Origin of the sequence: Plantactinospora sp. WMMB334 (assembly GCF_049179095.1) — a bacterium.
In the GTDB taxonomy this organism is placed as follows: domain Bacteria; phylum Actinomycetota; class Actinomycetes; order Mycobacteriales; family Micromonosporaceae; genus Plantactinospora.
Genome location: NZ_JBMHME010000002.1, coordinates 6,616,358 through 6,642,019, shown reverse-complemented (window position 1 = coordinate 6,642,019; position 25,662 = coordinate 6,616,358). Strand labels below are relative to the sequence as shown.

The 25,662-nt window shown below is 67.9% G+C and carries 22 protein-coding genes; 10 read left to right on the top strand and 12 right to left on the bottom strand.

The features are described 5' to 3' along the window. Positions 1-89 precede the first annotated feature (89 nt). Positions 90-851, top strand: a complete 762-nt coding sequence (gene istB, locus ACN27G_RS28680) for an IS21-like element helper ATPase IstB (RefSeq protein ID WP_421495841.1) — start codon at positions 90-92, stop codon at positions 849-851. Between the two features lie 564 nt (positions 852-1,415). Here istB and ltrA read toward each other — a convergent pair. Next, positions 1,416-2,780, bottom strand: coding sequence for a group II intron reverse transcriptase/maturase (gene ltrA, locus ACN27G_RS28675; RefSeq protein ID WP_421495840.1), 1,365 nt, complete (start codon positions 2,778-2,780; stop codon positions 1,416-1,418). Between the two features lie 726 nt (positions 2,781-3,506). After that, a complete protein-coding gene (locus ACN27G_RS28670) occupies positions 3,507-3,998 on the bottom strand; it encodes a winged helix-turn-helix domain-containing protein (protein WP_421495839.1) in 492 nt (163 codons plus the stop codon). 537 nt (positions 3,999-4,535) lie between these two features. On the opposite strand from ACN27G_RS28670, the gene ACN27G_RS28665 reads away from it, so the two are divergent. The 9 genes from ACN27G_RS28665 to ACN27G_RS28625 all read left to right on the top strand — a co-directional run bounded on the left by ACN27G_RS28665 (position 4,536) and on the right by ACN27G_RS28625 (position 15,492). After that, entirely contained in the window at positions 4,536-4,913 is a 378-nt protein-coding gene (locus ACN27G_RS28665) for a hypothetical protein (RefSeq protein WP_421495838.1), read from the top strand. Position 4,914: 1 nt separating this feature from the next. Next, entirely contained in the window at positions 4,915-5,187 is a 273-nt protein-coding gene (locus tag ACN27G_RS28660) for a 2Fe-2S iron-sulfur cluster-binding protein (RefSeq protein ID WP_421495837.1), read from the top strand. 100 nt (positions 5,188-5,287) lie between these two features. Continuing rightward, on the top strand, positions 5,288-6,637 hold the full coding sequence (locus ACN27G_RS28655; RefSeq protein WP_421495836.1) for an aspartate aminotransferase family protein: 1,350 nt from the start codon (positions 5,288-5,290) through the stop codon (positions 6,635-6,637). A gap of 42 nt (positions 6,638-6,679) precedes the next feature. Further along, positions 6,680-7,522, top strand: a complete 843-nt coding sequence (locus ACN27G_RS28650) for a transposase family protein (protein WP_421495835.1) — start codon at positions 6,680-6,682, stop codon at positions 7,520-7,522. Positions 7,523-7,870: 348 nt separating this feature from the next. Continuing rightward, on the top strand, positions 7,871-9,673 hold the full coding sequence (locus ACN27G_RS28645) for a zinc ribbon domain-containing protein (RefSeq protein WP_421495834.1): 1,803 nt from the start codon (positions 7,871-7,873) through the stop codon (positions 9,671-9,673). A gap of 615 nt (positions 9,674-10,288) precedes the next feature. Continuing rightward, entirely contained in the window at positions 10,289-11,665 is a 1,377-nt protein-coding gene (locus ACN27G_RS28640; RefSeq protein WP_421495833.1) for an FAD-dependent oxidoreductase, read from the top strand. Between the two features lie 345 nt (positions 11,666-12,010). Then, positions 12,011-13,018 (top strand): ISAs1 family transposase, encoded by a 1,008-nt coding sequence (locus ACN27G_RS28635; protein WP_421495832.1) that lies wholly within the window; start codon positions 12,011-12,013, stop codon positions 13,016-13,018. Between the two features lie 65 nt (positions 13,019-13,083). Then, complete coding sequence (locus ACN27G_RS28630; protein ID WP_421495831.1) at positions 13,084-14,718, top strand: IS1634 family transposase; 1,635 nt, start codon at positions 13,084-13,086, stop codon at positions 14,716-14,718. A 36-nt stretch (positions 14,719-14,754) separates the two neighbouring features. Further along, positions 14,755-15,492 carry an ISAs1 family transposase gene (locus ACN27G_RS28625; RefSeq protein ID WP_421495830.1) on the top strand — a complete coding sequence of 246 codons (738 nt, stop codon included), beginning with the start codon at positions 14,755-14,757 and terminating at the stop codon, positions 15,490-15,492. A gap of 84 nt (positions 15,493-15,576) precedes the next feature. On the opposite strand, the gene ACN27G_RS28620 is transcribed toward ACN27G_RS28625, so the two are convergent. The 10 genes from ACN27G_RS28620 to ACN27G_RS28575 all read right to left on the bottom strand — a co-directional run bounded on the left by ACN27G_RS28620 (position 15,577) and on the right by ACN27G_RS28575 (position 25,612). Beyond that, on the bottom strand, positions 15,577-16,137 hold the full coding sequence (locus ACN27G_RS28620) for a GTP-binding protein (protein WP_421495829.1): 561 nt from the start codon (positions 16,135-16,137) through the stop codon (positions 15,577-15,579). Positions 16,138-16,171: 34 nt separating this feature from the next. Next, a complete protein-coding gene (locus tag ACN27G_RS28615) occupies positions 16,172-16,528 on the bottom strand; it encodes a DUF742 domain-containing protein (RefSeq protein WP_421495828.1) in 357 nt (118 codons plus the stop codon). Then, on the bottom strand, positions 16,521-16,952 hold the full coding sequence (locus ACN27G_RS28610) for a roadblock/LC7 domain-containing protein (protein WP_421495827.1): 432 nt from the start codon (positions 16,950-16,952) through the stop codon (positions 16,521-16,523). Before ACN27G_RS28610 ends, ACN27G_RS28615 begins: the two co-directional genes overlap by 8 nt. Beyond that, complete coding sequence (locus tag ACN27G_RS28605) at positions 16,949-19,312, bottom strand: nitrate- and nitrite sensing domain-containing protein (protein WP_421495826.1); 2,364 nt, start codon at positions 19,310-19,312, stop codon at positions 16,949-16,951. Before ACN27G_RS28605 ends, ACN27G_RS28610 begins: the two co-directional genes overlap by 4 nt. 277 nt (positions 19,313-19,589) lie before the next feature. Then, positions 19,590-20,987, bottom strand: coding sequence for an MFS transporter (locus ACN27G_RS28600; RefSeq protein WP_421495825.1), 1,398 nt, complete (start codon positions 20,985-20,987; stop codon positions 19,590-19,592). A gap of 124 nt (positions 20,988-21,111) precedes the next feature. Next, a complete protein-coding gene (locus ACN27G_RS28595; protein WP_421495824.1) occupies positions 21,112-22,128 on the bottom strand; it encodes a Gfo/Idh/MocA family oxidoreductase in 1,017 nt (338 codons plus the stop codon). Next, on the bottom strand, positions 22,125-23,003 hold the full coding sequence (locus ACN27G_RS28590) for a class III extradiol dioxygenase subunit beta (RefSeq protein WP_421495823.1): 879 nt from the start codon (positions 23,001-23,003) through the stop codon (positions 22,125-22,127). The genes ACN27G_RS28595 and ACN27G_RS28590 overlap by 4 nt, the downstream gene beginning before the upstream one ends. Next, a complete protein-coding gene (locus tag ACN27G_RS28585) occupies positions 23,003-23,371 on the bottom strand; it encodes a protocatechuate 3,4-dioxygenase (RefSeq protein WP_421495822.1) in 369 nt (122 codons plus the stop codon). Before ACN27G_RS28585 ends, ACN27G_RS28590 begins: the two co-directional genes overlap by 1 nt. A 22-nt stretch (positions 23,372-23,393) precedes the next feature. After that, entirely contained in the window at positions 23,394-24,791 is a 1,398-nt protein-coding gene (locus ACN27G_RS28580; RefSeq protein ID WP_421495821.1) for a class II 3-deoxy-7-phosphoheptulonate synthase, read from the bottom strand. Beyond that, entirely contained in the window at positions 24,788-25,612 is an 825-nt protein-coding gene (locus ACN27G_RS28575; protein ID WP_421495820.1) for a sugar phosphate isomerase/epimerase family protein, read from the bottom strand. Before ACN27G_RS28575 ends, ACN27G_RS28580 begins: the two co-directional genes overlap by 4 nt. Positions 25,613-25,662 lie beyond the last annotated feature (50 nt).

The window sequence follows — 25,662 nt, the reverse complement described above, 5'->3', positions numbered from 1 at the left end:
ACGACGCCGGGGACGACGAGCCACACGACACCGCGTTCATGCCGCACCCGCACATCCCCCACCGCACCAACGAAGGCTGAGACGACACGATGACGATCCTGCGCCCCGCGCTGGCCGACAGCCTCCGGACGCTGAAACTGTCCGGGATGCTCGAGACCCTCGACGCCCGCCTCGCCCAGGCACAAGGCGGCGACCTCGGCTACCTGGAGTTCCTACAGATCCTCTGCGACGACGAGATCACCCGCCGCGAACAGGTGGCCATGGGCCGCCGGCTGCGCCGCGCCCGCTTCGACACCGAGACCACCCTCGAAGGCTTCGACTTCTCCGCCAACTCGAAACTCCCCGCCGCCCAGATCCGCGACCTCGCCGCACTGCGCTGGCTGCAAGCCGGAGAATCGATCATCCTCTACGGCGCCGTCGGCGTCGGGAAGACCCACGTCGCCCAAGCCATGGGACACCTGGCCATCCGCGCCGGCGCCGAGGTCCGCTTCCACAAAACCAGCCGCATCCTGGCCGACCTCGCCGGCGGCCACGCCGACCGCACCTTCGACAAGCGTCTGGCCGCACACGTCAAAGCCGACCTGCTGATCCTCGACGACTTCGCAATGCGCGAGTTCACCGCCAGCCAAGCCGACGACCTCTACGAACTGATCTCCCAACGCATCGCCGAAGGCCGCTCCAGCGCGATCACCGCCAACCGCGCACCCCAGGACTGGTACCCGCTGTTCCCCAACCCCGTCGTCGCCGAATCGCTACTCGACCGGCTCATCAACACCAGCCACCAGGTCTTCATGAACGGCCCCTCCTACCGGCCGAACAAACGACCCAAGGTGTCGACCACTACCAAGTAGACGACCCGATCAAGCCCGCGAAGCCGAAGCCTTCCGAACCGGTCGACACCTCGCGCCCCGACGGCCGCCGGCCCCGCCCGGAAGGACCCCAGCATGACCAACCCGGCAACCCACTCCAGCCTCCCAACCCGAGCCGAACGCGAGGAACTCAACACCGCCCTACTCGCCGCCGGGGCCGAAACCGGCTTCTGGGACGACAACGGCCGCCCCGCACCCTGGCCCGACAACATGAGGACTGGGCACCAGACATACCCGCGTCCAGCCCTGAACCCGGCCAGCCACCCTACTGACCCCTCCACTCACGCGCTCCCACCACGCCCGGGAACCGGTCCCATTACATGAGCCCAGGCCAGGGGAATTACGTGAGCGTCAACAACGCCTCCAGACAACCGTCACGCTTCCGGCATGCTCTTGTCCCCTCGCGCTTTCGCGTCCAGGTAAGCCGGCAGACCCAGGAACCTCCCTCCAGTTCCTCCCCGCTGCGCGGGGGATACAACGAAGCGCCTCACGGCGCACACCCGCCGTGCGCCTCTCGACGCAACGGGCTCTCCACGGTCTCTGCCGTCAGACGGTTCCCAAGCCCCAGGGGTTAGGGATCTTGTTGCCTCGGTAGCGATACCGGGTGATCGGGATCGCGCTGATCTTCCGCAACTCGATCCCGTCCGCCGCGATCGGCAGCCACTTCCCTGTGGGGGTGGTGAGCCGGCGGCGGATGTCCCGCCAGTTCCAGCGGTGCCGTACGCGCAGAAGACGAACGAGCCGGTTCCAGACCAGGTCGTCCACCTTCCTGAAGACGTGCTTCGCGACAGCGTGCCGGAAGTAGTGGGCCCAACCCTGCGTGGTCCTGTTCAGGTTGATCAGCACCACGGCCAGGTCCTGCTGCGACGTTCTGTGGGTCAAGGAACGGATCTTCACCTTCAGCGCCCGCAAAGGCCGCTCGGCGATGAAGGTGTAGACGTACCACTTGCCCGTTCCCCTCTTGCGGCGCCACTGGATGCGGAACCCCAGGAAGTCGAACCCCTCGCTCAGGTGCACTATCTGGGTCTTGGCCGGTGACAGCCGTAGCCCCATCGGTGCGAGTACCCGGGCGGTCTCCTCACGCAGTGCCTCGGTGTCCTGCCTGGTCCCGTTGACCATGACGACGAAGTCGTCCGCGTAGCGGACCAGTCGCCACGAGGGCAGGCCCTTGGCCCGGCGTTGTTCGCGTCGGGAACTGGTGGACAACTCACCGCCGCTGTCCCATGCCCGGTGCAGGTGCTCATCCAGCGCCGACAGGGCGATGTTGGCCAGCAGCGGGGAGAGGATGCCCCCTTGCGGCGTACCGGTCCAGGTGTCCTCGATCTCGCCGAGTTCCGTCAGGAGCCCGGCCTTCAGGAACGCCTTGACCAGCGCCAGCACCCGTTTGTCCTTGACCCGCTTCCGGACGCGGTCCATCAGCGCCACGTGGTCGATCTCGTCGAAACACGCGGCGATGTCCGCGTCCAGCACCCACCGGTATCCGTGGCTGCCGTAGAAGTGGATCTCGGCAATCGCGTCCTGGGCCCGCCGTTTGGGCCGGAACCCGTAGGAGACCGGCTTGAAGTCGGCCTCGAATATCGGCTCCAGCACCAGTTTCAACGCGGCCTGGACCACCCGGTCGGCGATGGTGGGAATCCCCAACCGCCGCACCTTGCCCGACCCGCCCGGCTTGGGAATCCGCTTCTCCCGCACCGGTAACGGCCGGAACACACCCGCCTTGAGACGGACGCGCAGGTCGTCCAGGAACCCGGGAACACCGATCACATCCTCGACCACGGCGGCCGTCAGGCCGTCCACGCCCGCAGTGCCGGCGCCCCGGTTGCCAGCGACCCGTTCGAACGCCACGATCAGCGTCGCCGGGTCGTGCACGAGGTTGAACAGATCGTCGAACCGGCGGCCGGGATCGGCCACCGCCCAACGGTGAAGCTTGGCCTGCATCTCCGATACCCGCCGATGCGGTCCCGTGAGAGCCACCTCGATCGGAGCACCGCCATTCGGCGGCGCGTCTCCCGGCATTGCAGCATCCTTCCCTTCTCGATACCGCTGCCGCCCTTCCCCATGCGCGCGGGCTCTCCCCGGCTCGGAGTACTACGGCGGCTCCGCCCCACCCGGCCCGTTCAGCGGTCGATGCGCCTATCCCACGCGCGCGGGCTGGCCACCCGCCGCAAGGGAGCCCGACCGGGCGGTTCCCGTGTTCACCGCGATTCGCTCGTTGGAGGAGGAGCCCGACTGTGTCCCTGCGGCATCGCCACGGGTACGCCGTAGACCTTCCCCGTGGCCTCCCGGCCGGCTTCGAGATACCGGCCAAGGAGTTCCCCACCACAAGGGGTGGGTGCGCACCGCCTCCGGCCCAGATCCGCCAGGTTTCGAGCCGGTGTAATCGTTAAGAGACGTAAAGACGCCGGTTCCTCGCGTACTCCTCTCCAACCCGCTCGCCGGACCCGCACCATCTGGCAGTGCTGACACGTCCCGGCTTTGTCAGGGCCGCTCCCGCCCTCCCCGGCACCACCCGGATCAGGCTGCCCCCGGCTCCACCCACCTGCTACGACAGATCGGCGGTGAAGGTCTCTCACCCCCACTCGAACCACAGCGCCTCACGGCGCAACTCGAAGACGATCCACGCTCCGGTCGCCGCCGCTAGCCTCGTACCTTGGCCCAGGTGGTGGCCCGCCAGTCGGCGATCTTGTTCTCATCGCGCTGCGCGGCCCGATGCTTGGGCACCTGCGGGGTGTAGCCCATGCGGTGCAGCAGATAGGACACGCCGCGCAGGGTGTAGGAGACGTGGAACAGCCGGCCGATCAGGGTGGCGACCCGGGCGAGGGTCCACCGCTGGTCCTCGGTCCAGCCGTGCGCGGCCGGGCCGAGGTCCAACTCGGCGCGTAGCCGCAAGAGCTGATCCGGCGAGAGCCGGGAGAGGTTTCCACCCGGCCCGGCCGAGGCCAGGGCGGTCATCCCACCCGCCCGCCAGCGGCGCCGCCACTGGTAGACCGACTTCGTCGACACCCGCAACCGGGCCGCGACCCGCGTCGCCGGCACATCGACGGCGAACATCCGCGCGGCCTGCATCCGTACCTGCTCCCGCTTGACCCGTCCCGCAGCGGACAGGCCACCACTATCGGCGTACCTCACACCCCAGGTATAGATCGACACCGACCAAGAGTCCAGAGTGGTTGATCACAGGCGATCGATCGGATCAGACCCCAGCCATTCAACCGCTGTAACTTCGCTTGCCAACTCGACCGGTATCTTACCCCGCTTCAATCAGGTCATGATGACGATGCGGTCATGGCGCGTCGACCAGCTGCCACAGGGAACACTCGTACGGTATCGCGACCTTACCGACCTCGACCACGTCTCGCCATATTTCTGGCTCAACGGCGCCAGTGAATCCGAACACCAATTTCATCGGGCGTTTTTCGCCATCGAATCATGGGGCGTGCCGGTCTACAGCTAGGGGTGCCTGGCTCTGGAGTGCGCGGCCGCAGACGATGTCGAACTCGGTACGTTCGCCCTGCGATGCGTCCGTAATGCGTTGCGCAACGTCTATTTCTGCGTCCGACATTTCATTCCGTGTGTGCGCCCTGCGGAGTTTCGAAAGATCCAGCTTACCGGGGGCTGGGTCGGCGACGAGCTCAACGGGGCGGCTTCCGCTACCAGCTACCCCTCATGCTGATGTTGGATGCTCTGTTCCGGGTCGACTTCCGCCATCCGGGAGCGCACGAGGCGCGGGAGAACGGACTGCGCTTCGTGCCGAGGCGGTGGCGACAGTTCTTCGATTCGATTCGCGGATTCAGTACGCCGCTGCGTCCGTGGGTGATGGAGCGGCGGTGTCCGGCATTGACCGACGCCTACCAGTGCTGCATTGAACTTTTTACCACCTACCGAATGCTGCATCGCCACCTCGCGGCACAGATTCTGCGAGGTGCGACGACAACCGGTCGTGCCTTCGAAACCAGAGACGACAACTACCGCACATTCGTTTCTGAGATTGGCTCACTCGTCAGAGACACGGCCGCTCTCCGTATACCCGGAATCGGGCGATGAGATGGCAATGATCCGGGTCGACGCCCACTCGGTCGACGTGCCGCCCGGCTCCTCGCTCTGCCAAGCCCGCATCGACAGCGCACTGCCGATCCTTTTCGGCTGCCGTGTCGGAGGCTGCGGCTGCTGCCTCGTCCCGGTCATATCCGGAGCCACGAACCTCGGCCCCGCGACACCTCGTGAGAAACGCACACTACACGCATTGGATGCCGAACCGGATTGGCGTCTCGCATGCCAGTGCGTCGTACTCGGTGACGTCCGATTGCGTCATGTCTAACCCCCGCGTGCGAAGGCGAGCGATGATGACGAACCCGGCTGACGAGGTTGCCCAGCTTGTGAGGAGCACGTACCGCGCGCGTACGCCAAACTCACGGCGGATGCACACGACGGCGCAGAGTTGGCTCCCCGGGGGCGACACCCGGACACTCAGCTACTTCACGCCCTACCCGACCTTCATGGCGTCCGGCCATGGATGTGTCATCACCGACGTGGACGGCAACGATTACCTGGATTTCGTCAACAACATGGGATCGTTGATCCACGGCCACGCCCATCCCGATCTCGTCGCCGCCGCGTCCGAGCAAGCCGCCCTGGGTACTGCCCTGGGCGCCCCCGTGGAGCTGCAGATTCACCACGCCCGGATACTGTGCGACCGCATCCCCTCCGCCGACCTGGTCCGGTACACGAACTCCGGCACCGAAGCGACGATGCTCGCCCTGCGGGCGGCGCGGGCCGCCACCGGACGGGACTTGATCGTGAAGATCGATGGCGGATACCACGGCATGCACAACGACGTCAACATGCTCGCGGACATGTCGGATCCCGCCCACGCGCAAGCTGGCCTACCCGCGACGTTCCCGCCGATACGTATCCCTCGCGGAGTCCCGAGGGATGTGCGCAACCACGTGCTCCTGGTGCGCTACAACGATCTGGCCCAGGCCGGCCACCTGCTGGCCTTGAGGAGCAGCCGAATCGCCGCACTGATCGTCGAGCCCATGATGGGCGCCGCAGGATGCATCCCCGCCGATCCCGGCTACCTCTGCGGACTGCGCGCACTCACCCACAAGCACGACATCCTGCTGATCCTCGACGAATGCAACACCTTCCGTCTCGGTCCGCTACAGACCCGCTACAACGTCCACCCCGACCTCACCATCACCGGCAAGATCATCGGGGGTGGGCTGCCGCTCGGCGCGGTCGGTGGACGCGCCGACATCATGGCCCGGTTCGATCCCAGCCGCGACCGGCCGTTGTGGCATACCGGCGCCCACGTCGGCAACGGACTTGCCCTGCGGGTCGGGATCGCCGCACTTGAGGCGTACGGCCCGCCCGAGGTGAGCGCGCTGAACAACCTCGGAGAGCAACTGATCCGCGAGCTACCCGACGCAGCCCGCGAGGCAGGTGTCAGATTGCAGGTCACCGGCATCGGGTCGCAGGCACATCTGCACTGGGGTGACGGTCAAGTCCGAGACGCCGACGACTCCCTCACGCTGCGGGCCTCCTCGGCAGAACTTCCCGAGCTGGTTCACCTGGAATTGCTCAATCGGGGCATCTTCACGTCACGTCGTGGCATATTCACGCTATCCACCCCCATGACCGACGAACATGTCCAGGCGTTTGTGCGTGCACTGAGGGGATCTCAGCGACGCGAATGGGTTGATTGGTGCGACACGGGCGAAGGCGTCGAGATGGGATGGTACTGGAGTGGGGTGTGGGGCCCTCGGTAGGTAGTTCTCACCACAAGATCACCCACACGGTGAGGACCCCACGTGATCGCATATCGTGCCACGGTCGACGTCCCCAGGGAACTCGTGCGCTACCTCGGCCGGTTACTCGCCGCCGAACGCCGTACGCGGGGCACCCGCGACAACAGCCGCGCCTTGACCTGCTTCTACCAGGCCCTTCTGGTGCTGATCTGGTTCCGCAAAGGCGAGGATATCGCGCTGCTGGGCGCCGGGTTCGGCATCTCCCGGGCGACCGCCTACCGATACGTGGCCGAAGGCGTCGCCGTCCTCGCCGCCCAAGCGCCTGGTCTGCACGACGCGTTGCGTCGGATCGCCGACGACGGCTGGTCGTACGTGATCCTGGACGGCAAGCTGTTCGACTGCGACCGGCTCGCCGAGACCACGCGCAGCGTCAAGGGCGACACCATCGACGCCTGGTACTCCGGAAAGCACCGTGACTTCGGCGCGAACATCCAAGCCGTCATGCGTCCCGACGGACTGCCGGTATGGACCTCCGACGCGATGCCCGGACACCTACACGACCTGTCCTGCGCTCAACACCTGGGCGTCACCGCGGCCCTGAACTGGGCCGCCGCGGAACTTGCTTTGCCCGCTCTGGCGGACGCCGGCTACGAAGGGGCAGGTCACGGCATCAAGACCCCGGTCAAGCAACCCGCCGACGGCCACCGGCTCCACATCAGCAACCGTGCCTACAACCGGCTGCTACGCGGCCTGCGCTGGCAAGGCGAACGCGGCTTCGCGATCCTGATCGGACGCTGGAAAACCCTACGGCACACCACCGCGAGCCCACGCCGTATCGGCGACATCGTCGCCGCAGCCCTGCACCTGACTCACTTCGAATACAAATACCTACCCGACAGTCGCTGAGATCAACTCACTGGTCGGAACGCTGCGCATGTTGCGTCCGTACATCGCCTCGAAGGTCCCTCACCTGCTCGTCTAGCTAGGCGCCCCGCGTCGCCGCGGCAAATGCGAGTTGTTCGGCCCGACGCCGCGCCGCCCCCGGAACGTGGCAGCGCTTAGCGGATTTGACAGCGGCGGATCGTACGAGGTTGTATGACCCGTGCCCACCCTCGGTTGAGTACGCAAGGAGACGCCCTGGATGCTTGAGCGGCGCCCCGGTCGGGCTGGACGGCGACATCTGACACTCACCGTGTAATGGTTACGGTCGTCTACAGGTACGGGCTGCGGGGTCACGACGACCTACCTGCCGAGATGTGGCAGCAGTTGGCCTCGGCCCATCGCTTCAGGAATGATCTCGTCGCGCTGCGACACCGGTATGAACAGCAACTGTCGGATGTGTGGTCCGGGCACCCGCAGATCGCCGACATCGAGCGGCAGTTGGCCGCCGCGTCACAGGAGGCGGATGCGCTCGAGGCGCAGGCTCGGAGAGAGCATGCCGCTGACCGCACTACCGTCACCCGCGCGGAAACCGCCACCGAACTGCGGACAGCGCGCGGGCGCGTCGGCGCGCTACGGCGCCAGCGACGGGCCGCGATCGCCGAGGTCTATCCGGCGACGACCCCGGTCCGAGAAGCATTGTTGGTCGAGCACAAGGCGGCGGTGAAGAGCTGCCGGCAGCGATACGCCGCCGACGGACTGTACTGGGCGACCTACAACCTGATCCTGGCACGGCACGTCCAAGCCGTGCGGCGGGTCCAGCAGGAGCACGAACAGGGCAGGCAAGCGATGTTGCGGGTCCGCGAGTGGAACTGCGCCGGAACGATCGCCGTGACGTTGCAGCGCAGGTCCAGTGAACCGCCGCGCACACCCGAGTTGCTCGCCTCGGGTACAGGTCGGTGGCGCAACGTCTTGCAGATCACGCCATGGCTACCTCCGTCGGTCTTCTTGGCGCTGCCACGGCACGAGCGTCGACGGACCGCGCGCTCGGGCGTTGCCCGGTTCGCCATCGGCGCCGGTCGTCACCTGACCCTGCCCATCACCGTGGACCGTATGCTGCCCGCGACGGCAGACGTCGTGACGGCCGAACTCGTCGTGGAGCAACTCGCCGGGCGGCCCCGGGCCGCCCTGCGTGTCACCGCCCGGGTGCCCGATCCGGAGCCGGTACGTGGCCGGCACCCGGTCGCGGTGCATTTCGGTTGGCGCCTGCGATCGGGGTCCGTCAGGGTCGGCACCTGGGCGTCCTCCGAGCCCATGGCAGTGCCGCCGCACCTGTCGGAAGTCGTCCGGTCCTACGACGCCGGCCGGTGGGGTGAGATTGTGCTCCCCCCGGCCTGGGTCGAGGTCGCTGGCCGACCCGACGCTCTGCGGAGCAGACGGGACACCAGCCTCGCTGCTGTGCAACGCAGGTTGGCGGAGTGGCTTGATCAGCGCCCCCAACCTGACAACTCCGCACTTGCAGCGCCGATCACGGCCATGGAGGTGCGGAAATGGCGGTCGCCCAGACGGTTCGCCGAACTCGTCCGCCAGCTCGATCAGGCTCCCCTGGTGGGGGACGGCGCAGCCGAGGTCATCGACATGCTTCGGGCCTGGCACCGGCCGGACCGCCAGCTGTGGCAGTGGGAAGCGAACGAAGCCGACCAAATTCGGAGTCGGCGCGACAACGCATGGCACCAGGTCGCCGCATGGCTTGCAGACCAGGTCGATTTGCTGCTGGTCGACGACACCGACCTGTCCTCGCTGCTAAGCGGGGCTGACCTTGGCCAGATACCCCGCCAGGGCGCCCGGCCGGGCCCGGTTGACGGTGAGGCTGTCGGCCGACCGTCCGCTGTGCCGGCCGAGGTCACGCGGAGGGCTCGGGCGCGAGCGAACCTCGCCGCGCCCGGACGCCTCCGGCGGTTGCTGACCAGCGCAGCCCAGCACAACGGCGCCACGGTGAGGGAGGTGCCTAACGCCCACCTGACTCGTACGCACCGTCGCTGCGGACACGTCGCAGACCCGCACCGGCGGTACGAGCGAGCCGCCGAGGTAGCGTGCCCAGGATGTGGCCAGGTCTACGACCAGGACTACAACGCGGCGCTATTGATGCTCGACCAGTCCGGCGAACTGCACCGCTGAGGATCACAGTCCCTTGTCATCCTGTCGGCGGCTGGACCCGGGCAGGTCGGCCGAAGCGCTGGGGCCGGCAGTCCGGGGCCGGCCCCGGACGATCGATCACGGCACCAGGCGTGAGGTAACGTTAGGACCAGCGCCCGCTCAGCGGCTTCGTAGCTGAGACTACAACGGACTTCTGGGTCCGCGATGAACCATCCGGCAAGGTCCAACCCAAGCCGTCACCGACTTAACGTCGGTGACGGCTTCGACTCCGTGGGAGCGGTCCACATCAAGCCGATGTGCTCAACATCGTGACGGATTTGAAGCCGCGTTGGTACCAAGGTCTGGTGCGCCCCGGCGGTGCAGAACAGCAGACGCGGTTCCCGCCCGGTAGGTGAGAACCGGCGTCGCAGTCCGGAGTAGAACACATCTGTAACCAGCACCATCGGCTCGGCCAAGCCACCGAGCATGTGGTGAGGAGCCTCGGCTATCGGCTATCGGCTATCGGCTATCGGCTGACGGAGGCGGTCTGGACGGGCGCGACCGCGGCGCGACCCGACGAGAGCGTCATCATCGCGGTGGCTAATTCCGCTGCGTCGATCTTTGAAGCTGACCCATCGTCTGCGATGATTTTTGGTCATGGACTCTAGGAAGCATGCCGTCGTCATCGGCGCGAGCATGGCCGGACTGCTGGCCGCACGAGCGCTGTATGAAACGTATGAACGGGTGACTATCTTGGAGCGTGATCGCCTGCCGGAAGACCCGACGGCCCGGCGGGGTGTACCGCAGGGGCGACAACTGCACGTACTTCTGACCCTTGGCGCCGAGATCCTGGGCGAACTCTTCCCCGGTGTCGAGGGCGACCTGATTGCCGCTGGAGCTCTCCGTCTCGATCCCCAGCAGGACACCACCTATGTGCTCGACGGACAGGCCATAGCGGCAGGGCCCTCCGGCCTGACGGTGCTGGGGGTCAGCCGACCGACGGTGGAGCACCACGTCCGCCGACGAGTCAGCGAACTCCCCGGGATCACGATTCGGTCTGGCGTCCAGGTGACCGGGCTGCTCATCGGGGCGGCCGGTGCGACGGCGGTTGGCGTGCGGACGTCCGACGGTGACACCCCGGGCCTGGAGGCTGACCTCGTCGTGGACGCAACGGGCCGCAGCTCGCGAGCTCCGGCGTGGCTGCGTGAGTCTGGCTTCCCGGTGCCGGCCACCGATCGGGTCGAGGTCGATGTCACGTATGTGACTCGAACCTACCGCTGGGCACAGGGCCAGCTCGACGGCCGGCACGGCATGCTGATCGTGCCCATGCCCGGCAACCCTCGTGGTGGTGCCGCGATGCGCGTGGAGGGCGACCGGTGGACGGTCGCCCTATTCGGCCTGGCGGGCAACGCCCCACCGGTCGACGAGCGGCCCCTGCTGGCGTTCGCGGACGCGCTGCCGGTTCCTGACCTGGCCCGGTTGCTCCGCGAGGCCGAGCCACTCGACGACCCGGTGCCGATGCCGTACCGGGCCAGCGTGCGGCACCGCTTTGAGCGGTGCCCTAGACACCTTGACGGCTTTGTCGTCGTAGGGGACGCGCTGTGCTCCTTCAACCCGACGTACGGCCAGGGCATGAGCGTGGCGGCGATGGAGGCATTGATCCTGCGAGATCTGACACGGGCGGAGACCGCGGGATTGCCGGCGCGGTTCTACAGGGCCGCGAGGTCGGTGGTCGACGATGCATGGACACTCTCGGTCGGCGGGGACATGAGGTTTCCCGAGATCCCGGGCCGCCGGACCGTCGCCGACCGGATCCTAAACGGATATTTGAACCGCTACCGGCGTGCCGCGACGGTGAACGCCGGGTTGGCGACGACGTTCCTCCGGGTCGCGCAGATGAAGGCGCCCGCTACCGAGATGCTCTCCCCGAGAAACGCCGTCCGGGTGATGCGAGGCTCCCGTCGCGCCGGACGCCCGCCGGCCGTGCAGTTACCCACCGGGCACGGCGATACGTATCCCGGACCGCCGGCCTGACGAGCGGGGCGAGCCCCTCATGGCATGCCCGGTCGGGTGACCCGCATCCGCCCACGCCCCAGAGAGCCACGACCCGCAGACGGGCAGCTGACCTACCGACTGGCCGATCTGCGCGAGCGAGTCGGTGACAACGTCGGCGCTGATCATTTGCAGCGGTTCGGCTTCGCTGACGACGGCGCAACCGCAGACCACGGCCGTTTCAAGATTATGAGTGTGGTGTGAGTGCGGGGGGTCGCGGTCTGGCCACAGTGGCGTGTCGCGAGGCGGGGTAGGGACGAAGCTCCGGTAGGACGAGGTCTTCTCACGGATCTTGTCGTACGGAGCTTCGTCGTGGTGCAGTGTGTCATGCCCGACGCCGATGTGGCGTTGGTTGCTGGTGTTCCGGTCGGGCAGGCGTGTGGTGACCTGCTCGAACTGCTGGCCGGGGTGTCGGATGGCCGGTCGTCGCAGGGCCGGGATCATCCGGCCGCGGTGGTCCTGGCGCTGGTCGCGGCGGCGACGGTGGCCGGGATGACCGGGTACACGGCGATGGCGGGCTGGGTCGCCGACGTGCCGCAGCCCGTGTTGGCCGACTTGTACCTGCGGGCAGGTGCGTTACCGGTGGGCCGGCCGTCGCGGTCGACGCTGTGGCGGGTCTGCACCGATACCGACACGCGGGCCCTGGACACCGCGATCGGAGCATGGACGACGGCCCGCCGATCCGGCCGGGGCCCGGCCGCCGGCCGGCATGACCCCGCCGACCAGGTATCGCAGCCCCTGCCGGCGGATCTGCTGCGGCTGGACGGGAAAACCGTGCGCGCAGCCGTCGACGCCGACGGCGACCAGATGCAACTGCTGGCAGCGCTCGCCGGTGGCACCGAACCCGGCGCGGTGGCGGTGGTGATCGGCCAGGCCGAGGTGACCGGGGCCAAGACCAACGAACCGGCCTGCGCCCGGGACCTGCTGGCCACCCTGGACATCGCCGGGAGCACGGTCACCGCGGACGCGTTGCACACGGTCAAGGCCACCGCCGAGCTCATCCGCGCCCGTGGCGGGCAGTTCGTGTTCCCGGTCAAGGAGAACCGGCGCGCGCTGTTCGACGCACTGGACGCGCTGCCCTGGCAGCACACCCCGATCGCCGACAGTCGCACCGAGACCGGCCACGGACGGATCACCCGGCGCACGATCCGGGTACTACCCGCCCCGCCCGATCTGCCGTTCCCGCACGTCGACCAGGTGTGGCTGATCGAACGCTACGTCACCGACACCACCGGCACGCACCTGTCCGCAGCCGCTCAACTCGGCGTCGCCAGCCACACCCCCGAACCCGAGTTGGCTCAAGTTTCGCGGATCTTGAGGGCGGCCAGGCTGTGACCTGCGGTGATGTTCGCGGTCGGGGTTGTTTTCACGCACTAAGGGATGTCTCGTAGGGTCGTGGGATGGCGTTCGTGCGGCGGGTGCGGACGGGTTCGGGGGCCACTGCGGTGCAGATCGCCGAGTACGTGGCGGGTCGTCAGCGGATCGTGGCGCACGTCGGGTCGGCGCATACCGAGGTCGAGCTGGGGGTGCTGCTCGAACGGGCTCGTGAGCTGTTGGCCGATCCCGGCCAGGGTGTGTTGTTCGCTGTGGAGGCTGCGCCGCGGGTCACACCGCTGGCCAAGCCTGCCGAGGCGACACCCGGGTTGTTCGACGAGCCGCGCCCGCAGGTAGGGGTTCGCGACGGCGCGGGCCGAGTGGTGTCCACGGATTCGCGGGTGCTTTACGACGCCCTGGCCGGCGTCTACGCCGATTTGGGGTTCGGCGTGCTCGACGACGCGGTGTTCGCCGATCTGGTGATCGCACGAGTCGTGGAACCCACCTCGCTGCTCGACGCGGGTCGGGTCCTGACCGACCTGGGGCGGCGTCCCGCCAGCTACGCGACGATGAAACGCACCCTGACCCGCGCCGGCCCGGACGGTGGTTACCGGGATCGGGTTGCCGCGGCGTGTTTCGCCCACGTCGTCGCAGGCGGGGACATCACCTTGTGCCTCTACGACGTCACCACCTTGTACTTCGAGGCGGAGAAGGAGGACGAGCTGCGCAAGGTCGGCTACTCCAAGGAACGGCGGGTCGATCCGCAGATCGTGGTCGGGCTGCTGGTCGACCGCGGCGGGTTCCCGATGGAGATCGGCTGTTTCGCCGGCAACCAGGCCGAGACCACCACGATCATCCCGATCATCACCGCGTTCCAGGCCCGCCACCGGATGGCCGACATGGTCGTGGTCGCCGACGCCGGGATGCTCTCGGCGAGCAACCTGCGCAAGCTCGACGAGGCCGGTCTGCGGTTCATCGTCGGCTCACGGGTGACCAAGGCCCCGATCGATCTGGCCAGCCACTTCCACTGGCACGGTGACGCGTTCACCGACGGGCAGGTCATCGACACCATCACACCCAAGACCGGCCAGCACAACGAGAACGATCAGGCCGTACGCGCCGAACCGCTCTGGAACCCGCACACCCATCCCGGCTCCTGGCGGGCGGTCTGGGCCTACTCCCACAAACGGGCCGTGCGCGACCGGCGCACCCTCACCGCGCAGGAGGAACGGGCCCGCGCCGTCGTCGACGGGCAGAAAGCGGCCCGGACTCCCCGGTTCGTCAAGACCAGCAACGGATCGCAGACCCTCGACCAGGTTTCGCTGGAACGCGCCCGCCGCCTGGTCGGCCTGAAGGGCTACGTCACCAACATCGCGGGCAACGTGATGCCCGCCGGCGAAGTCATCAGCTCCTACCACGACCTCTGGCAAGTCGAAGCGTCGTTCCGGATGAGCAAAACCGACCTGGCAGCCCGGCCCATGTTCCACCGCACCCACGACACCATCGAGGCGCACCTGACCATCGTGTTCGCCGCACTCGCAGTCTCCCGCGAGGTCCAGAACCGCACCGGAATGTCCATCCGCAGCGCCGTCCGTCAGCTACGGCCCCTACGGTCCGCGACCATCGCGATCAACGGGACCAGCCACACCCTGCCACCGGCGATCCCCACCGACCAGCAAGCCATCCTCGACGCCCTGAACCGGCCGGACGTCACGCACTAACCAAATGAGCCAACTCGGGACGCCGACGGCGACCAGATGCAACTGCTGGCAGCGCTCGCCGGTGGCACCGAACCCGGCGCGGTGGCGGTGGTGATCGGCCAGGCCGAGGTGACCGGGGCCAAGACCAACGAACCGGCCTGCGCCCGGGACCTGCTGGCCACCCTGGACATCGCCGGGAGCACGGTCACCGCGGACGCGTTGCACACGGTCAAGGCCACCGCCGAGCTCATCCGCGCCCGTGGCGGGCAGTTCGTGTTCCCGGTCAAGGAGAACCGGCGCGCGCTGTTCGACGCACTGGACGCGCTGCCCTGGCAGCACACCCCGATCGCCGACAGTCGCACCGAGACCGGCCACGGACGGATCACCCGGCGCACGATCCGGGTGCTACCCGCCCCGCCCGATCTGCCGTTCCCGCACGTCGACCAGGTGTGGCTGATCGAACGCTACGTCACCGACACCACCGGCACGCACCTGTCCGCAGCCGCTCAACTCGGCGTCGCCAGCCACACCCCCGAACAGGCAACCACCACCCAGATCGCCGCCTTCAACCAGAGCCACTGGGCCGTGGAATCCCTGCACTGGATCCGCGACACCTGCTACCGCGAAGACCACTCCCGCGTCCGCACCCGGTCCGGACCACGCGTACTCGCCTCGCTACGCAACCTGGCCATAAACGCCCTACGCCTGGCCGGACGCTCCGACATCACCGAATCCACCCGATGGGCCAGCCGCAACATGACCAGGCCCTTCGCCATCCTCGGAATCACAGCATGATCTTGAAACGCCCGTGACCGCAGACTCGCTGGATTGAAGTCACACCACTCGAAACGCCGGGACAGGCGGTGTCCGCAGAGGTCGTCATTCGCTCTTGGTTAGGGATGACATGGCGTGCCGAACGAGGTGGATGAGTGCCTGCTTGGTGGTGGCGCGATCGCGTGCGTCGCACCACACCAGGGGTACTGCGTCGCTGAGCTTCAGCGCCGCGCGGATCTCCAATTCGGTGTAGGGGCATTCGCCGTAGAACCGATTCACGGCGACGACGAAGGACGTCTCCCGCCGCTCGAAGTAGTCGACCGCAGCGAAGCTCGTGTTGAGTCGTCTGGTGTCTACCAGCACGATCGCGCCGATCGCGCCTTGCGTGAGCTCGTCCCACATGAACCAGAACCGGTCCTGCCCGGGCGTGCCGAACAGGTAGAGGACGACGTCGGGCGCGATGGTGATGCGCCCGAAGTCGAGGGCGACGGTCGTGTGGTTCTTCTGGTCCACGCCGGTGACGTCGTCGACGGCGGCGCCCGCCTGGGTCATGACCTCCTCGGTCGTCAGCGGTGGGATCTCACTGACCCCGCCGACGAAGGTTGTTTTGCCGGCGCCGAGTCCGCCGGCGACAACCAGTTTGACCGAGTGGCGATCCACACTCACGAGTGACGGTCCACGTTTAGTAGCCCCTTTGACTTCAGAGTGCCTTCAGACCGGCGAGAACCGTCTCCAGTAGCCGGTAGTCGGTGATGCGGTGTTGCGCTGGTGTGCCGATTCTGAGGGCGTCCTGCTCTACCAGTACATCCACCATCAGTTTCGTGATGTTAAGCGGCCGGTGTAGGTGGGCGCTGATTTCGGCGATGGATTTCCAGGTCCGACACCGATCGACGATGTCTTGGTATTCCGGCTCTAGTCGTGATGTGTCGACTGGCAGGGCGACTACTTGTGTCGCGAGATCCAGATTGCTGTTGCGTGGGCTGGTTCGGCCACCGACAAGGACATAGAGCGGCACAAGTGTATCGTCTGGCTCGCTCACGCCGGACGGCTCAGTCATGGCCTGTGCCTAAGCTGGCGGCCTGTGTTCGACCAGTCCGCGCCCTGGTGCCGAGATTCTCGCCCACGGCTACCACCAGCCTGCTCATTTCGAACGCCACGGTTCCCATGTCGACAGACTGATTAGAAACGACGGCGAGCCGCGCGTTGGGTCCGGCGTCCGCGACGAAGAGCGTGTGCTCGTCGTACTCGATGACGGCCTGCCGTACCGGCCCGCTGGCGAACTTCCTGCCGATGCCCGCAGCGACGCTGTGTAGCGACGAGGCGCCGGCGGCGAGGAGGTCAGCGTCATCCTGTGCCAGCGACAGCGACGGCTGCATGGGCAACCCGTCGGCCGACAGGACTAGGGCGTGGACGACACCTGGAACGCTGAGTAGATCCTTCAACATCCAGGCCAGATCGGGGCGTTCAGTTGACTCAGTCACGCGTCCCTGCCTCCGTTATCGACGGACTCATCGTCGTTTCCTACCGGCGGCGGCCCGGCCGGTGGTGTCTTGCCTGCGGCCCACCCTCGCTGGTAGCTGCTAAGCCGGTCCCGAGCCTCCTCAGGTGACCGCCCGGCACGCGACGTACCCCCCGACGGGACGCCTGTGGTCGGTGTGTCGCGCAGCCCGGGCGCGATGTGCGTCTGCGGCTCTCTGGTTGGTAGCGGCGGTCGGCCGGGTGAGCCGTCGCTACCGGCCGGTGTTGAGGGCCGTTCCTGGTGCGGCGTGGCGGATCTGTGACTCGGGGGTGCTGGATCACCCGATCCGTTCACGGCAGCGGATCGCCGCACCGTGTGATCGCCGCCCGGCTGTTCCGGTCGGGGTGGTGACGCTACTGCCGTGGCGGTCCGGGACGGCGCGGCGCCTCGCGGCTCGTGTCGTCGTGCGGTGTCCGGCAGCGTCGTCGCCCCGTGCGTGGCCGGTCGCTCGGTTGCGGCGTCTGCGGCTGCGGCGACGTCTTCGCGGGCGATGATGCGCTCGGGTATGAGCACGATGGCCAGGGTCCCTCCGTACGCGGAGGAACGCAGCGTCACCCGGATGCCGCTGCGTTTGGCTAGCTCCGCGACAACGTTCAGACCGATCTGCTTCCCATCGCGCAGGTCCGTCACGTCCGGCGTGGGTGCGGTTGCGAGCAGGATGTTGGCGCGTTCCAGGGCCTCGGCGCTCATTCCCACACCGCCGTCCTCGATTTCCACCGCGACGCCGTGTCTGACCTCGTTGCAGGTCACCCAGACCGTCGTCGTCGGTGGGCTGAACGCAAGCGCGTTGTCGAGTAGCTCGGCCAGGAGATGGATGGTCTCGGTCACCGCAGGGCCAGCGATCGGGATGTCGGGCGCCCCACGCAGAGTGATCCGCTGGTAGTGCTGGGACTCCGCTTTGGCTGCCAGCAGCACTCGGTTCACCGGCACCGGCTTCGAGAAGCGCCGGCCGACCTGATCGCCCGTCAGGATGATCAGATTCTCGAAGAAGCGTCGCCCTTGCGTAATCTGGTGCATGGCGTCGAACAGCAGTTTGAGCTGCTTCTCGTCGGCCCCGTTCTGCGCCTTCTCAAGGCTCTGGAGGCTGCTTTGCAGTGGCCGCTGCGGACGTCGGGCGATGCCTCTGAGCATCAGGAGACCGGCCTGCCGGGTCCTCGCCTCGTTCACTGCAGCGCCGGCAGCAACGGCCATGGACCGGTTGATGAGCTGGGCCAAGTCGCCGATCTCGTCGTTGCCGTAGTCGCGGTCCTTGCCGATCGACAGTTCCGCGCGAGGATCCACCTTTTCGTTGTGGCGCAGTCGCTCCATGACGGCGGGTAGCCGCTCGTCGACCATGACGGAAGCGTCCATGCCCAGCCTGGCGAGCCGGATCGGGATCGCCTTCGATCGGCGCCACGCCCACCAGATCGCGCCGACCGCAACCGACGCCGCGAGCGCGCTCGCGAGCAGCGCCGCCAGCAGTTGGTTGTTGCCGGCGCTCAGGGCCTCGGCGGAGACCTCGTCGGCCTGGACCACGGTCAGGTCCAGCAGCTGGTCCGAGACCTGCTGAGTCTGCGTCGCCCAGCGAGCCCTCGTGGGGGACAGGCTGCGGGGTACGCCGTCCTGCCACGCTCCGCCGGTGATGATCGCCTGCTCGTCGTTGACTAGAGTGCGCCACGAGTCGCTGGACTTGAGGGCGGCTAGACGCCCGGCCGGACCGGGGCGAAGATGCGCAGCGGCGCGGTCGAGACCGGCGTGGTACGAGCCGACGATGTCCAGCCACGCCAGGTAGTCCTGCTGGCCGAACGTCCGCCCGCCGAACGCGCCGTCGATCATCGACGCGGCGCGGGACATCTGGTCACTGGCCCGAAACATATCGGTAGCCGTGATGCCGCCCTGGGTCGCCGTCACGTCGGGGACAACCCGGGCCTGCGTGTCGAAGAGGTCGGTCGCCGCGTCGAGTAACTCGTTATAGAACCGGAATGCGCCGCTGCCGTCGATCGAGCGCGAGTCGATGCCGCTGCGCACGCCCGGCAACTGGTCCAGATACTCGGTGAGCCGCTGCCAGCGGGTGACGATGGAGTCGGGCGCGTTGCCGAGTGCGTCGGATGCCACAGCACGTAGCGCGGCTAGGCGTCCGTCGGTCAGCTGACGCTGATCAACGAGACGTCGCTGATTGCCCGCCTGCTGCGCCAGGTATGAGACAGAAAGCCGACGCTCCTGCATGACCGAGGTTAGCGCGGATACGGCCGGTATCGATACACTCCGCACCGAGTCGGCGACGGCCCGGACGTAGAAGCCCTGGAACACGAGGTAGCCGGAGGCCACGAGCCAGAGGACCACGACGACGACGGTGGGCGCCAGTACGAGACGCAGGACGCTGCGTCTAATGGACGTACGTCGGGTAGCACGCCGATCCGACGGCGGTTGACCAGGGAGTTCTAAGCCAGGCTGCCCGCCGACATGATCGTCCTCGGAATGCGCCAACGTGTCATCCAATCATCCGCTATAGGACGGGCAGGGGCGAACGTTACGAGCATCGCCGATGCGGCGCAACCCTACCGATTTCCAACACCGTCTACAATGCGCGGATCGGTTTGATCGCGTGGAAGGTCGAGGTTCAGACAGCGGAACCGCTGCGGCTGGGCAGAGCAACCCGAAGGTGCGCAGCCGGTCTGCGCTGGCCAGTGACGACGAGGCCGACGACCAGAACGGCGAGCCCGCACGCGCTGACGATCCACCAGCCAACCCGACCGGCCTGGTCGATACCGCTGGCGGGCGCGCCGTGCAGGCCCGACGCCAGCACGCTGCCGATGCCTGCGACACCCAGTGCTTGGCCGAGTTGCCGGCCGGCGGTGACGATCGCCGCCGCTGTCCCCGCCTGTGCTGCGGGCATACCGGACACGGCGCTGGCGGTGATCGGCGGGTTGACCGCGCCGAACCCGAGGCCGAACAAGGCGTACGCCGCGAGGAGCCGGCCGGGCGATGTGTCGGCGGTGAGCCCGGTGAGCAGGAGAGGGCCGGTCGTCAAGCCCGCGCCGCCGATCAGCAGCGGCAGCCGCGGACCGTGGCTGCCGACCAGTCGGCCGGACAGCGGGGCGACCAGCAGCGTCATCACCGCCAGGGGCAGCGTGTAGGTGCCGGCCTGCAGGGCGGACAGGCCGCGCACCTCCTGTAGGTACAGGCTGCCCAGGAAGTTCAGGCCGCTCAGCGCGCTGAAGGTGGCCACCGCAAGGACGGTGGCGCCGGTGAACGCTGGGCGCCGGAAGTACCCCAGTTCCAGCAACGGGTCGACGCGTCGTGTCTCGTAGCCGATCAGGCCGACGCTCGCCGCGATGGCAATGGTGATGGTGACGACGGTCTGCGGTGACGTCCAGCCGACATTCGGGCCCTCGATCACTGTGACCGCGCCGGCGGCCAGCATTGTCAGTAGAAGGCCCTGGCCGACCGGATCCAGTCTGCGTGCCCGGACCGCCCGGGACTCAGGGATGACGAGCGCGGTGAGCGTCAGTGCAGCGAGCACGACCGGAAGGTTGATCAAGAAAATGGCGCGCCAGCCGGCCGCGTCGACCAGGCCGCCGCCGAGCAGTGGTCCGAGAGCCATACTGACACCGACCACGGCGCTCCATGCGCCAATAGCCCGGACCCGCTCGCTGCGGTGGACGAACGTGTTGGTGATGATCGCCAGCGCGACGGGGTTGAGGGCCGCCGCACCGATGGCCTGGACCACTCGGGCGACGACTAGCCACTGCAGGGTCGGCGCGAGGCTGCAGAGCAGTGACCCGGCTCCGAAAACCACCAGCCCGCCTTGAAATATCAGACGCCGGCCGACGCGGTCGGCCGTGGAGCCGGCGAGGACGAGCAGGCTGGACAGGGTTACGGAGTAGGCGCCGATGGTCCACTGCAGCTGGGAGATCGTCGCGTCTAGGTCGGCCCGCATGGCGGGCAGCGCGACCGCCATGATCGACGCGTCCATGACGACGGCGAATAGGCTGAGGCAGCAGGTTCCCAGCAGCACGAGACGGCGACGGCGGGTCAAAGCGCGTGCTCTATGTTGGCCGCGCCCTGACCGACCGGCTTGCTCGGTGTCGGGCGGCGAGCCGGAGGCGCAGCGGTACCACAGCGTCGGAAGCTGTCACCGGTCAGCCGCCGTCGCGCAGTTGGGCATCAAGCCGGGCGAGTTGCTCGTAGCAGGGCCAGACCGCGCTGAGGCTGCTCTCCGGCTGCCGGCCCTCGGCGATCGACGCCACGAACTCCTGGTCTTGGATGCCCACTGCGCCGAGGTGTGCCAGGTCGACCGGCTCTCCGGTAGCCCGGTCCGTGAGCGAGTCGCCCCGGGCGAGGTAGGTGCCTTCACGGCAGACGTAGGTGTACCAGCTGCCCTGATCACCTGCGCCGCCGAAGCTAAGCGCGTATGTGAGGAGCTGGCGTGCCTGGGACTGCAGTTGGATGCTGAGCGCGATGGGGATGCCGAGGTCGGCGTGCGGCGGTCCTTGCAGGACGTCGGCGGCCACCACCTGATCGGTGTGGTAGCCGAAGAGGTCGACACCGCCGGCGGCGTGGTGCCACAGCAGGTTGTCTGTCCAGTCGCGCGGCTCGCCGGTGAGTCCGACATTCCGGCGTCGGTTGAAGAGCGTGGTGATCAGCAGTTGCTCGAGGTGCAGGTCTCCGGCGTGTAGCCGCTCTCGGATCCAGCGGTGGGCGGGACTGAATCGTCGGGTGTGGGCCACCATGCATATCAGTCCCGTCGCCTGCTGCGCGTCGAGCACGTCGCGTGCGTCGGGTAGGGACTCGGCGACGGGGATCTCGACGAGGACATGTTTCCCGGCGCGCATCGCGGCGACGGCTTGGGCCGCGTGCTGTGGTGTGGGCGTGGCCAAGACGACCGCATCCACGTCGTCCCGGCTCAACGTGTGGTCCAGGTCGTCGCCGGCCTCGGCGCCGCCGGCGGACTGCGCGGCCGCCTCGGCCCTCGCGCGGTGCTGGTCGACGATGTGCACCACGGTGGCGCCGGGTGTGCTTGCCAGGGCGGCCAAGTGTTGCCGACCGATCTGCCCGACGCCGACGACCGCGATCCGGACCGGACGCCGGCCGACCTGCTCCTGGTGGGGCAGGCCGGGACGCGACCGCCGTAGCCCGGTCAGGGTTGGCGTCCTCACGGCGCGGCCGGCACGAGGACGAGGTGGCCGAGTGCGGTGTTGCTGACCGGCCGGTCGGGGTGGTGACGGTGCAGCACTCGTACGTCGCGGCCCATCGCGGCGCGCATGATGAGCCAGGTGACCAGTTCGACGCCGTCGTGGCCGGCCAGACGTACATACTCCATCTCCGGAATCTCGATCAGCCGAGCGGGGTCGGTGACCAGCAAATCGAGGAACGCCGCGTCGAACCGCCGGTTGATCCACCCTGCCCGACCGCCGGCGAGCTGGTGCGACATGCCGCCGACGGACCACACCTGGACGCCGAGGTCGTCTCGCCAGTCCGTCACAGCTCGCCGGATGGCCTGGCCGAGCCGCCAGCACAGCGCGGCGGACGCGGTCGGATGGTGCGAGACGTTGATGATCACCGGTACCACCGGGACCGGCCACCGTGCGAAGGAGGACTGCGACTCCTCGTCGCCGTGCCCGTGTACCAGTGACAGGGGCACGGTCCATCCGTGATCGGCCCGGAAGTCATGGAGCACGCATGGCGTGAGCGGATCCGGGCCGGCGAGCAACTCGGCGACCAGGTGGCGCGCCAGGGCCGGGTGGCCGGGGACATCCGGTACCGGCCGTGGTCCGGCACCCTCGTCGGCGGGGCGGAACGTCTCACCGACGGCGATGGCGAGGGTCGGGACCACGGACGGAGGTAGCGCGTTACCGTGATCGTTACCCACCATGATCACGACGTCGGGACGGTGGACCCGGGCCCACTCCTGCGTCCACCGGTACCCGCCGAAGACGTACTCCCATCGGTCGAGCCCTCGCTGGCCGTTGTCGATCGCGGCACCGATTGCCGGCACATGACTGGTCGCCAGCCCAGCGGTGATGACGGCCATCACTGCTCAGCCGGGTGGAGCCAGTGGAGCCCGAACCGGCCGCCGGCTGCCATCATCGCCTCGTACGCCGGCACGGACATCCCGCTCATGGCAGCGGCGGCGGCGGCGAAGGTGTCGCCGTCGGCGAGGAAGAGGACCGAGAAGTAGGCGGGGTGACTGCCGAGCTCGACCAGCCGGTTGTAGTCGCGCGCCAGCACGGCGTCGACCTGCTCGCCGGTCAGCCCGGCCTGGGCCAGATAGCCCCGTTCGTCGGCCCGCCAGCGTGCCCGGATGTTCGGGTCCTTCAGTCCATGCAGGGCAGCGTCGAGGTGGTAGCCAGTGCTGGCCGTCTCAATGCGGAAGACCGTCGTGCCGGGTATGCCGATCATGTAGACCTCCCATGGGATGTGGTCACGGGGCCTGGTCGCGGAGCATCTCCGCCACCAGGAAGGCGAGTTCGAGCGACTGCTGGGTGTTGAGCCGGGGGTCGCAGGCGGTCTCGTAGCGGTCCGGCAGGTGGATGTCCTCGATCGCCTGGGCGCCGCCGAGGCATTCGGTGACATCCTCGCCGGTCAGCTCGACGTGCAGGCCGCCCGGGTGGGTCTCCAGGGACCGGTGCACCTCGAAGTAGCCGAGCACCTCGTCGACGATCCGGTCGAAATGCCGGGTCTTGTAGCCGTTGGAGGACTCGTGGGTGTTGCCGTGCATCGGGTCGCACTGCCAGACGACCTTGGCGCCGGCGGCGGTGACCTTGGCCACGATCGGCGGAAGCACCTCCCGGACCCGGCCGTTGCCCATCCGGCTGATCAGCGTGAGCCGGCCCGGCATGTTCTCCGGGTTCAGCTTCTCGCAGAGCTCGATCGCCTCGTCCGGGGTGGTGGTGGGGCCGAGCTTGACGCCGATCGGGTTGGCGATCCGGGAGATGAAGTCCAGGTGCGCGCCGTCGAGCTGCCGGGTGCGCTCGCCGACCCAGAGGAAGTGCCCGGAGAGCCCGTACGCCCGGCCGTCGGAGACCCGGGTCAGGGCGCGGTCGTACTCCAGGGCGAGCGCCTCGTGCGAGCAGTAGAGGGTGACGGTGCGCAGCGCCTCGTCCTCGGTGAGCCCGCAGGCCCGAATGAAGGCGAGCGCCCGGTCGATCTCCCGGGCGATGGCCTCGTAGCGCTCGCCGGCCGGGGAGTTCTTGACGAAGCCCTTGTTCCAGTCGTGCACGGCGTGCAGGTCGGCCAGCCCACCGGCGAGGTACGCCCGGAGCATGTTCATCGCGGCGGCCGAGTTCGCGTACGCCCGGATCATGCGCTGCGGGTCGGCGACCCGGGCCTCCGGCACCGCCTCCAGCGAGTTGATCATGTCGCCCCGGTATGCCGGCAGCCCTCGCGCGTCGGTCGGCAGCGAGCGCGGCTTGGTGTACTGCCCGGCGACCCGGGCCACCTTCACCACCGGCAGCGAGGCACCGTAGGTCAGCACCACCGCCATCTGGAGCAGGGTCCGGGCGTTGGCCAGCAGGTGGCTCTCGGTGTTGTCGGTGAAGGTCTCGGCGCAGTCGCCGCCCTGGAGCAGGAACGCCCGGCCCTCGCAGACCTGCGCCAGCCGCTGCCGGAGCTGGTCGACCTCGTAGGGCGCGACGATCGACGGCACGTTCTGGAGAATCTTGCAGACCCCGTCGACCACCGCCTGGTCCGGCCACGGCGGCGTCTGGGCCCGGGGCAGCTCCCGCCACCGGTCCAGGCCGAGCGCCTCGTCCCCGAAAGAAGCGGCAGGGCCGACGAGTTCCCATCGCCAAGAAAGGATCGCGGCGGCTGGCCCGGTCATCGGGCCAGCACCGCGGCCTCAAGCGCGACCAGCGACCGCATTCCGGCGATCGCCGTGCGCCCGGGGTCCGCCGACCGGAACGCGTCGTTGAACACCTCCAGCGACAAAGGACCGGTATAGCCGGTCGCGGCCACATGTCCGAGGAAGGCAACTAAGTCCCACGAGCCTTGGCCGGGAAAACACCGGTGGTGGCGCGACCACTGTCGCACATCCAGGTCTATACTCGGCGGCGCGTCGGCCACCTGAAGAAGGAAGATCTGCTCGCCAGGTATGTCCTTGATGCCCGCCGGGTCGTCACCACGCGCCAGGATGTGAAACGAGTCGAGGCAAACACCAAGGTGCGAGTGATTCGCTCGCTGGACAATCCGCCAACTGTGCAGGTAGGACCTCACGCAGGTGCCCCATGCGAGAGCCTCGTAGGCGATGCGGATTCCGTGCTGGCGCGCACGGTCGGCGAGTTGATGCAGTTGGTCGGCGGCGCGGCCGTCGTCGTCGAGGACGGTCGGCGAGGTGTTAGAGCAGACCAGGAGCGTCTTCGCTCCCAGCTCGCTCATCAGCGCGAAAGTAGCCTCGGCCCGGACCAGGTTGCACCGCAGAGTGTGGTCTGCCACGCCCTCGAAGTCACGGAAGGGCTGGAACACGCTGACGCGTAGCGCGTCCTGGCCCACTGTCCAGCGTCGAATGATCGCGCGATCCATCGCGCATGTGGCCAGCTCGCCCTCATCGACAATTTCGACGGCGTCAAAGCCCGCCTGGTGGGCGGCTTGCAGCTTTCGCTCTAGCGTGCCGCCAAGAGAGACGGTCGCGATGGACCGCAGCATGGTCGCCTCCGGGATCAAGGTGTCGTGGTGTCAAGGCCATCTAGTCGCAG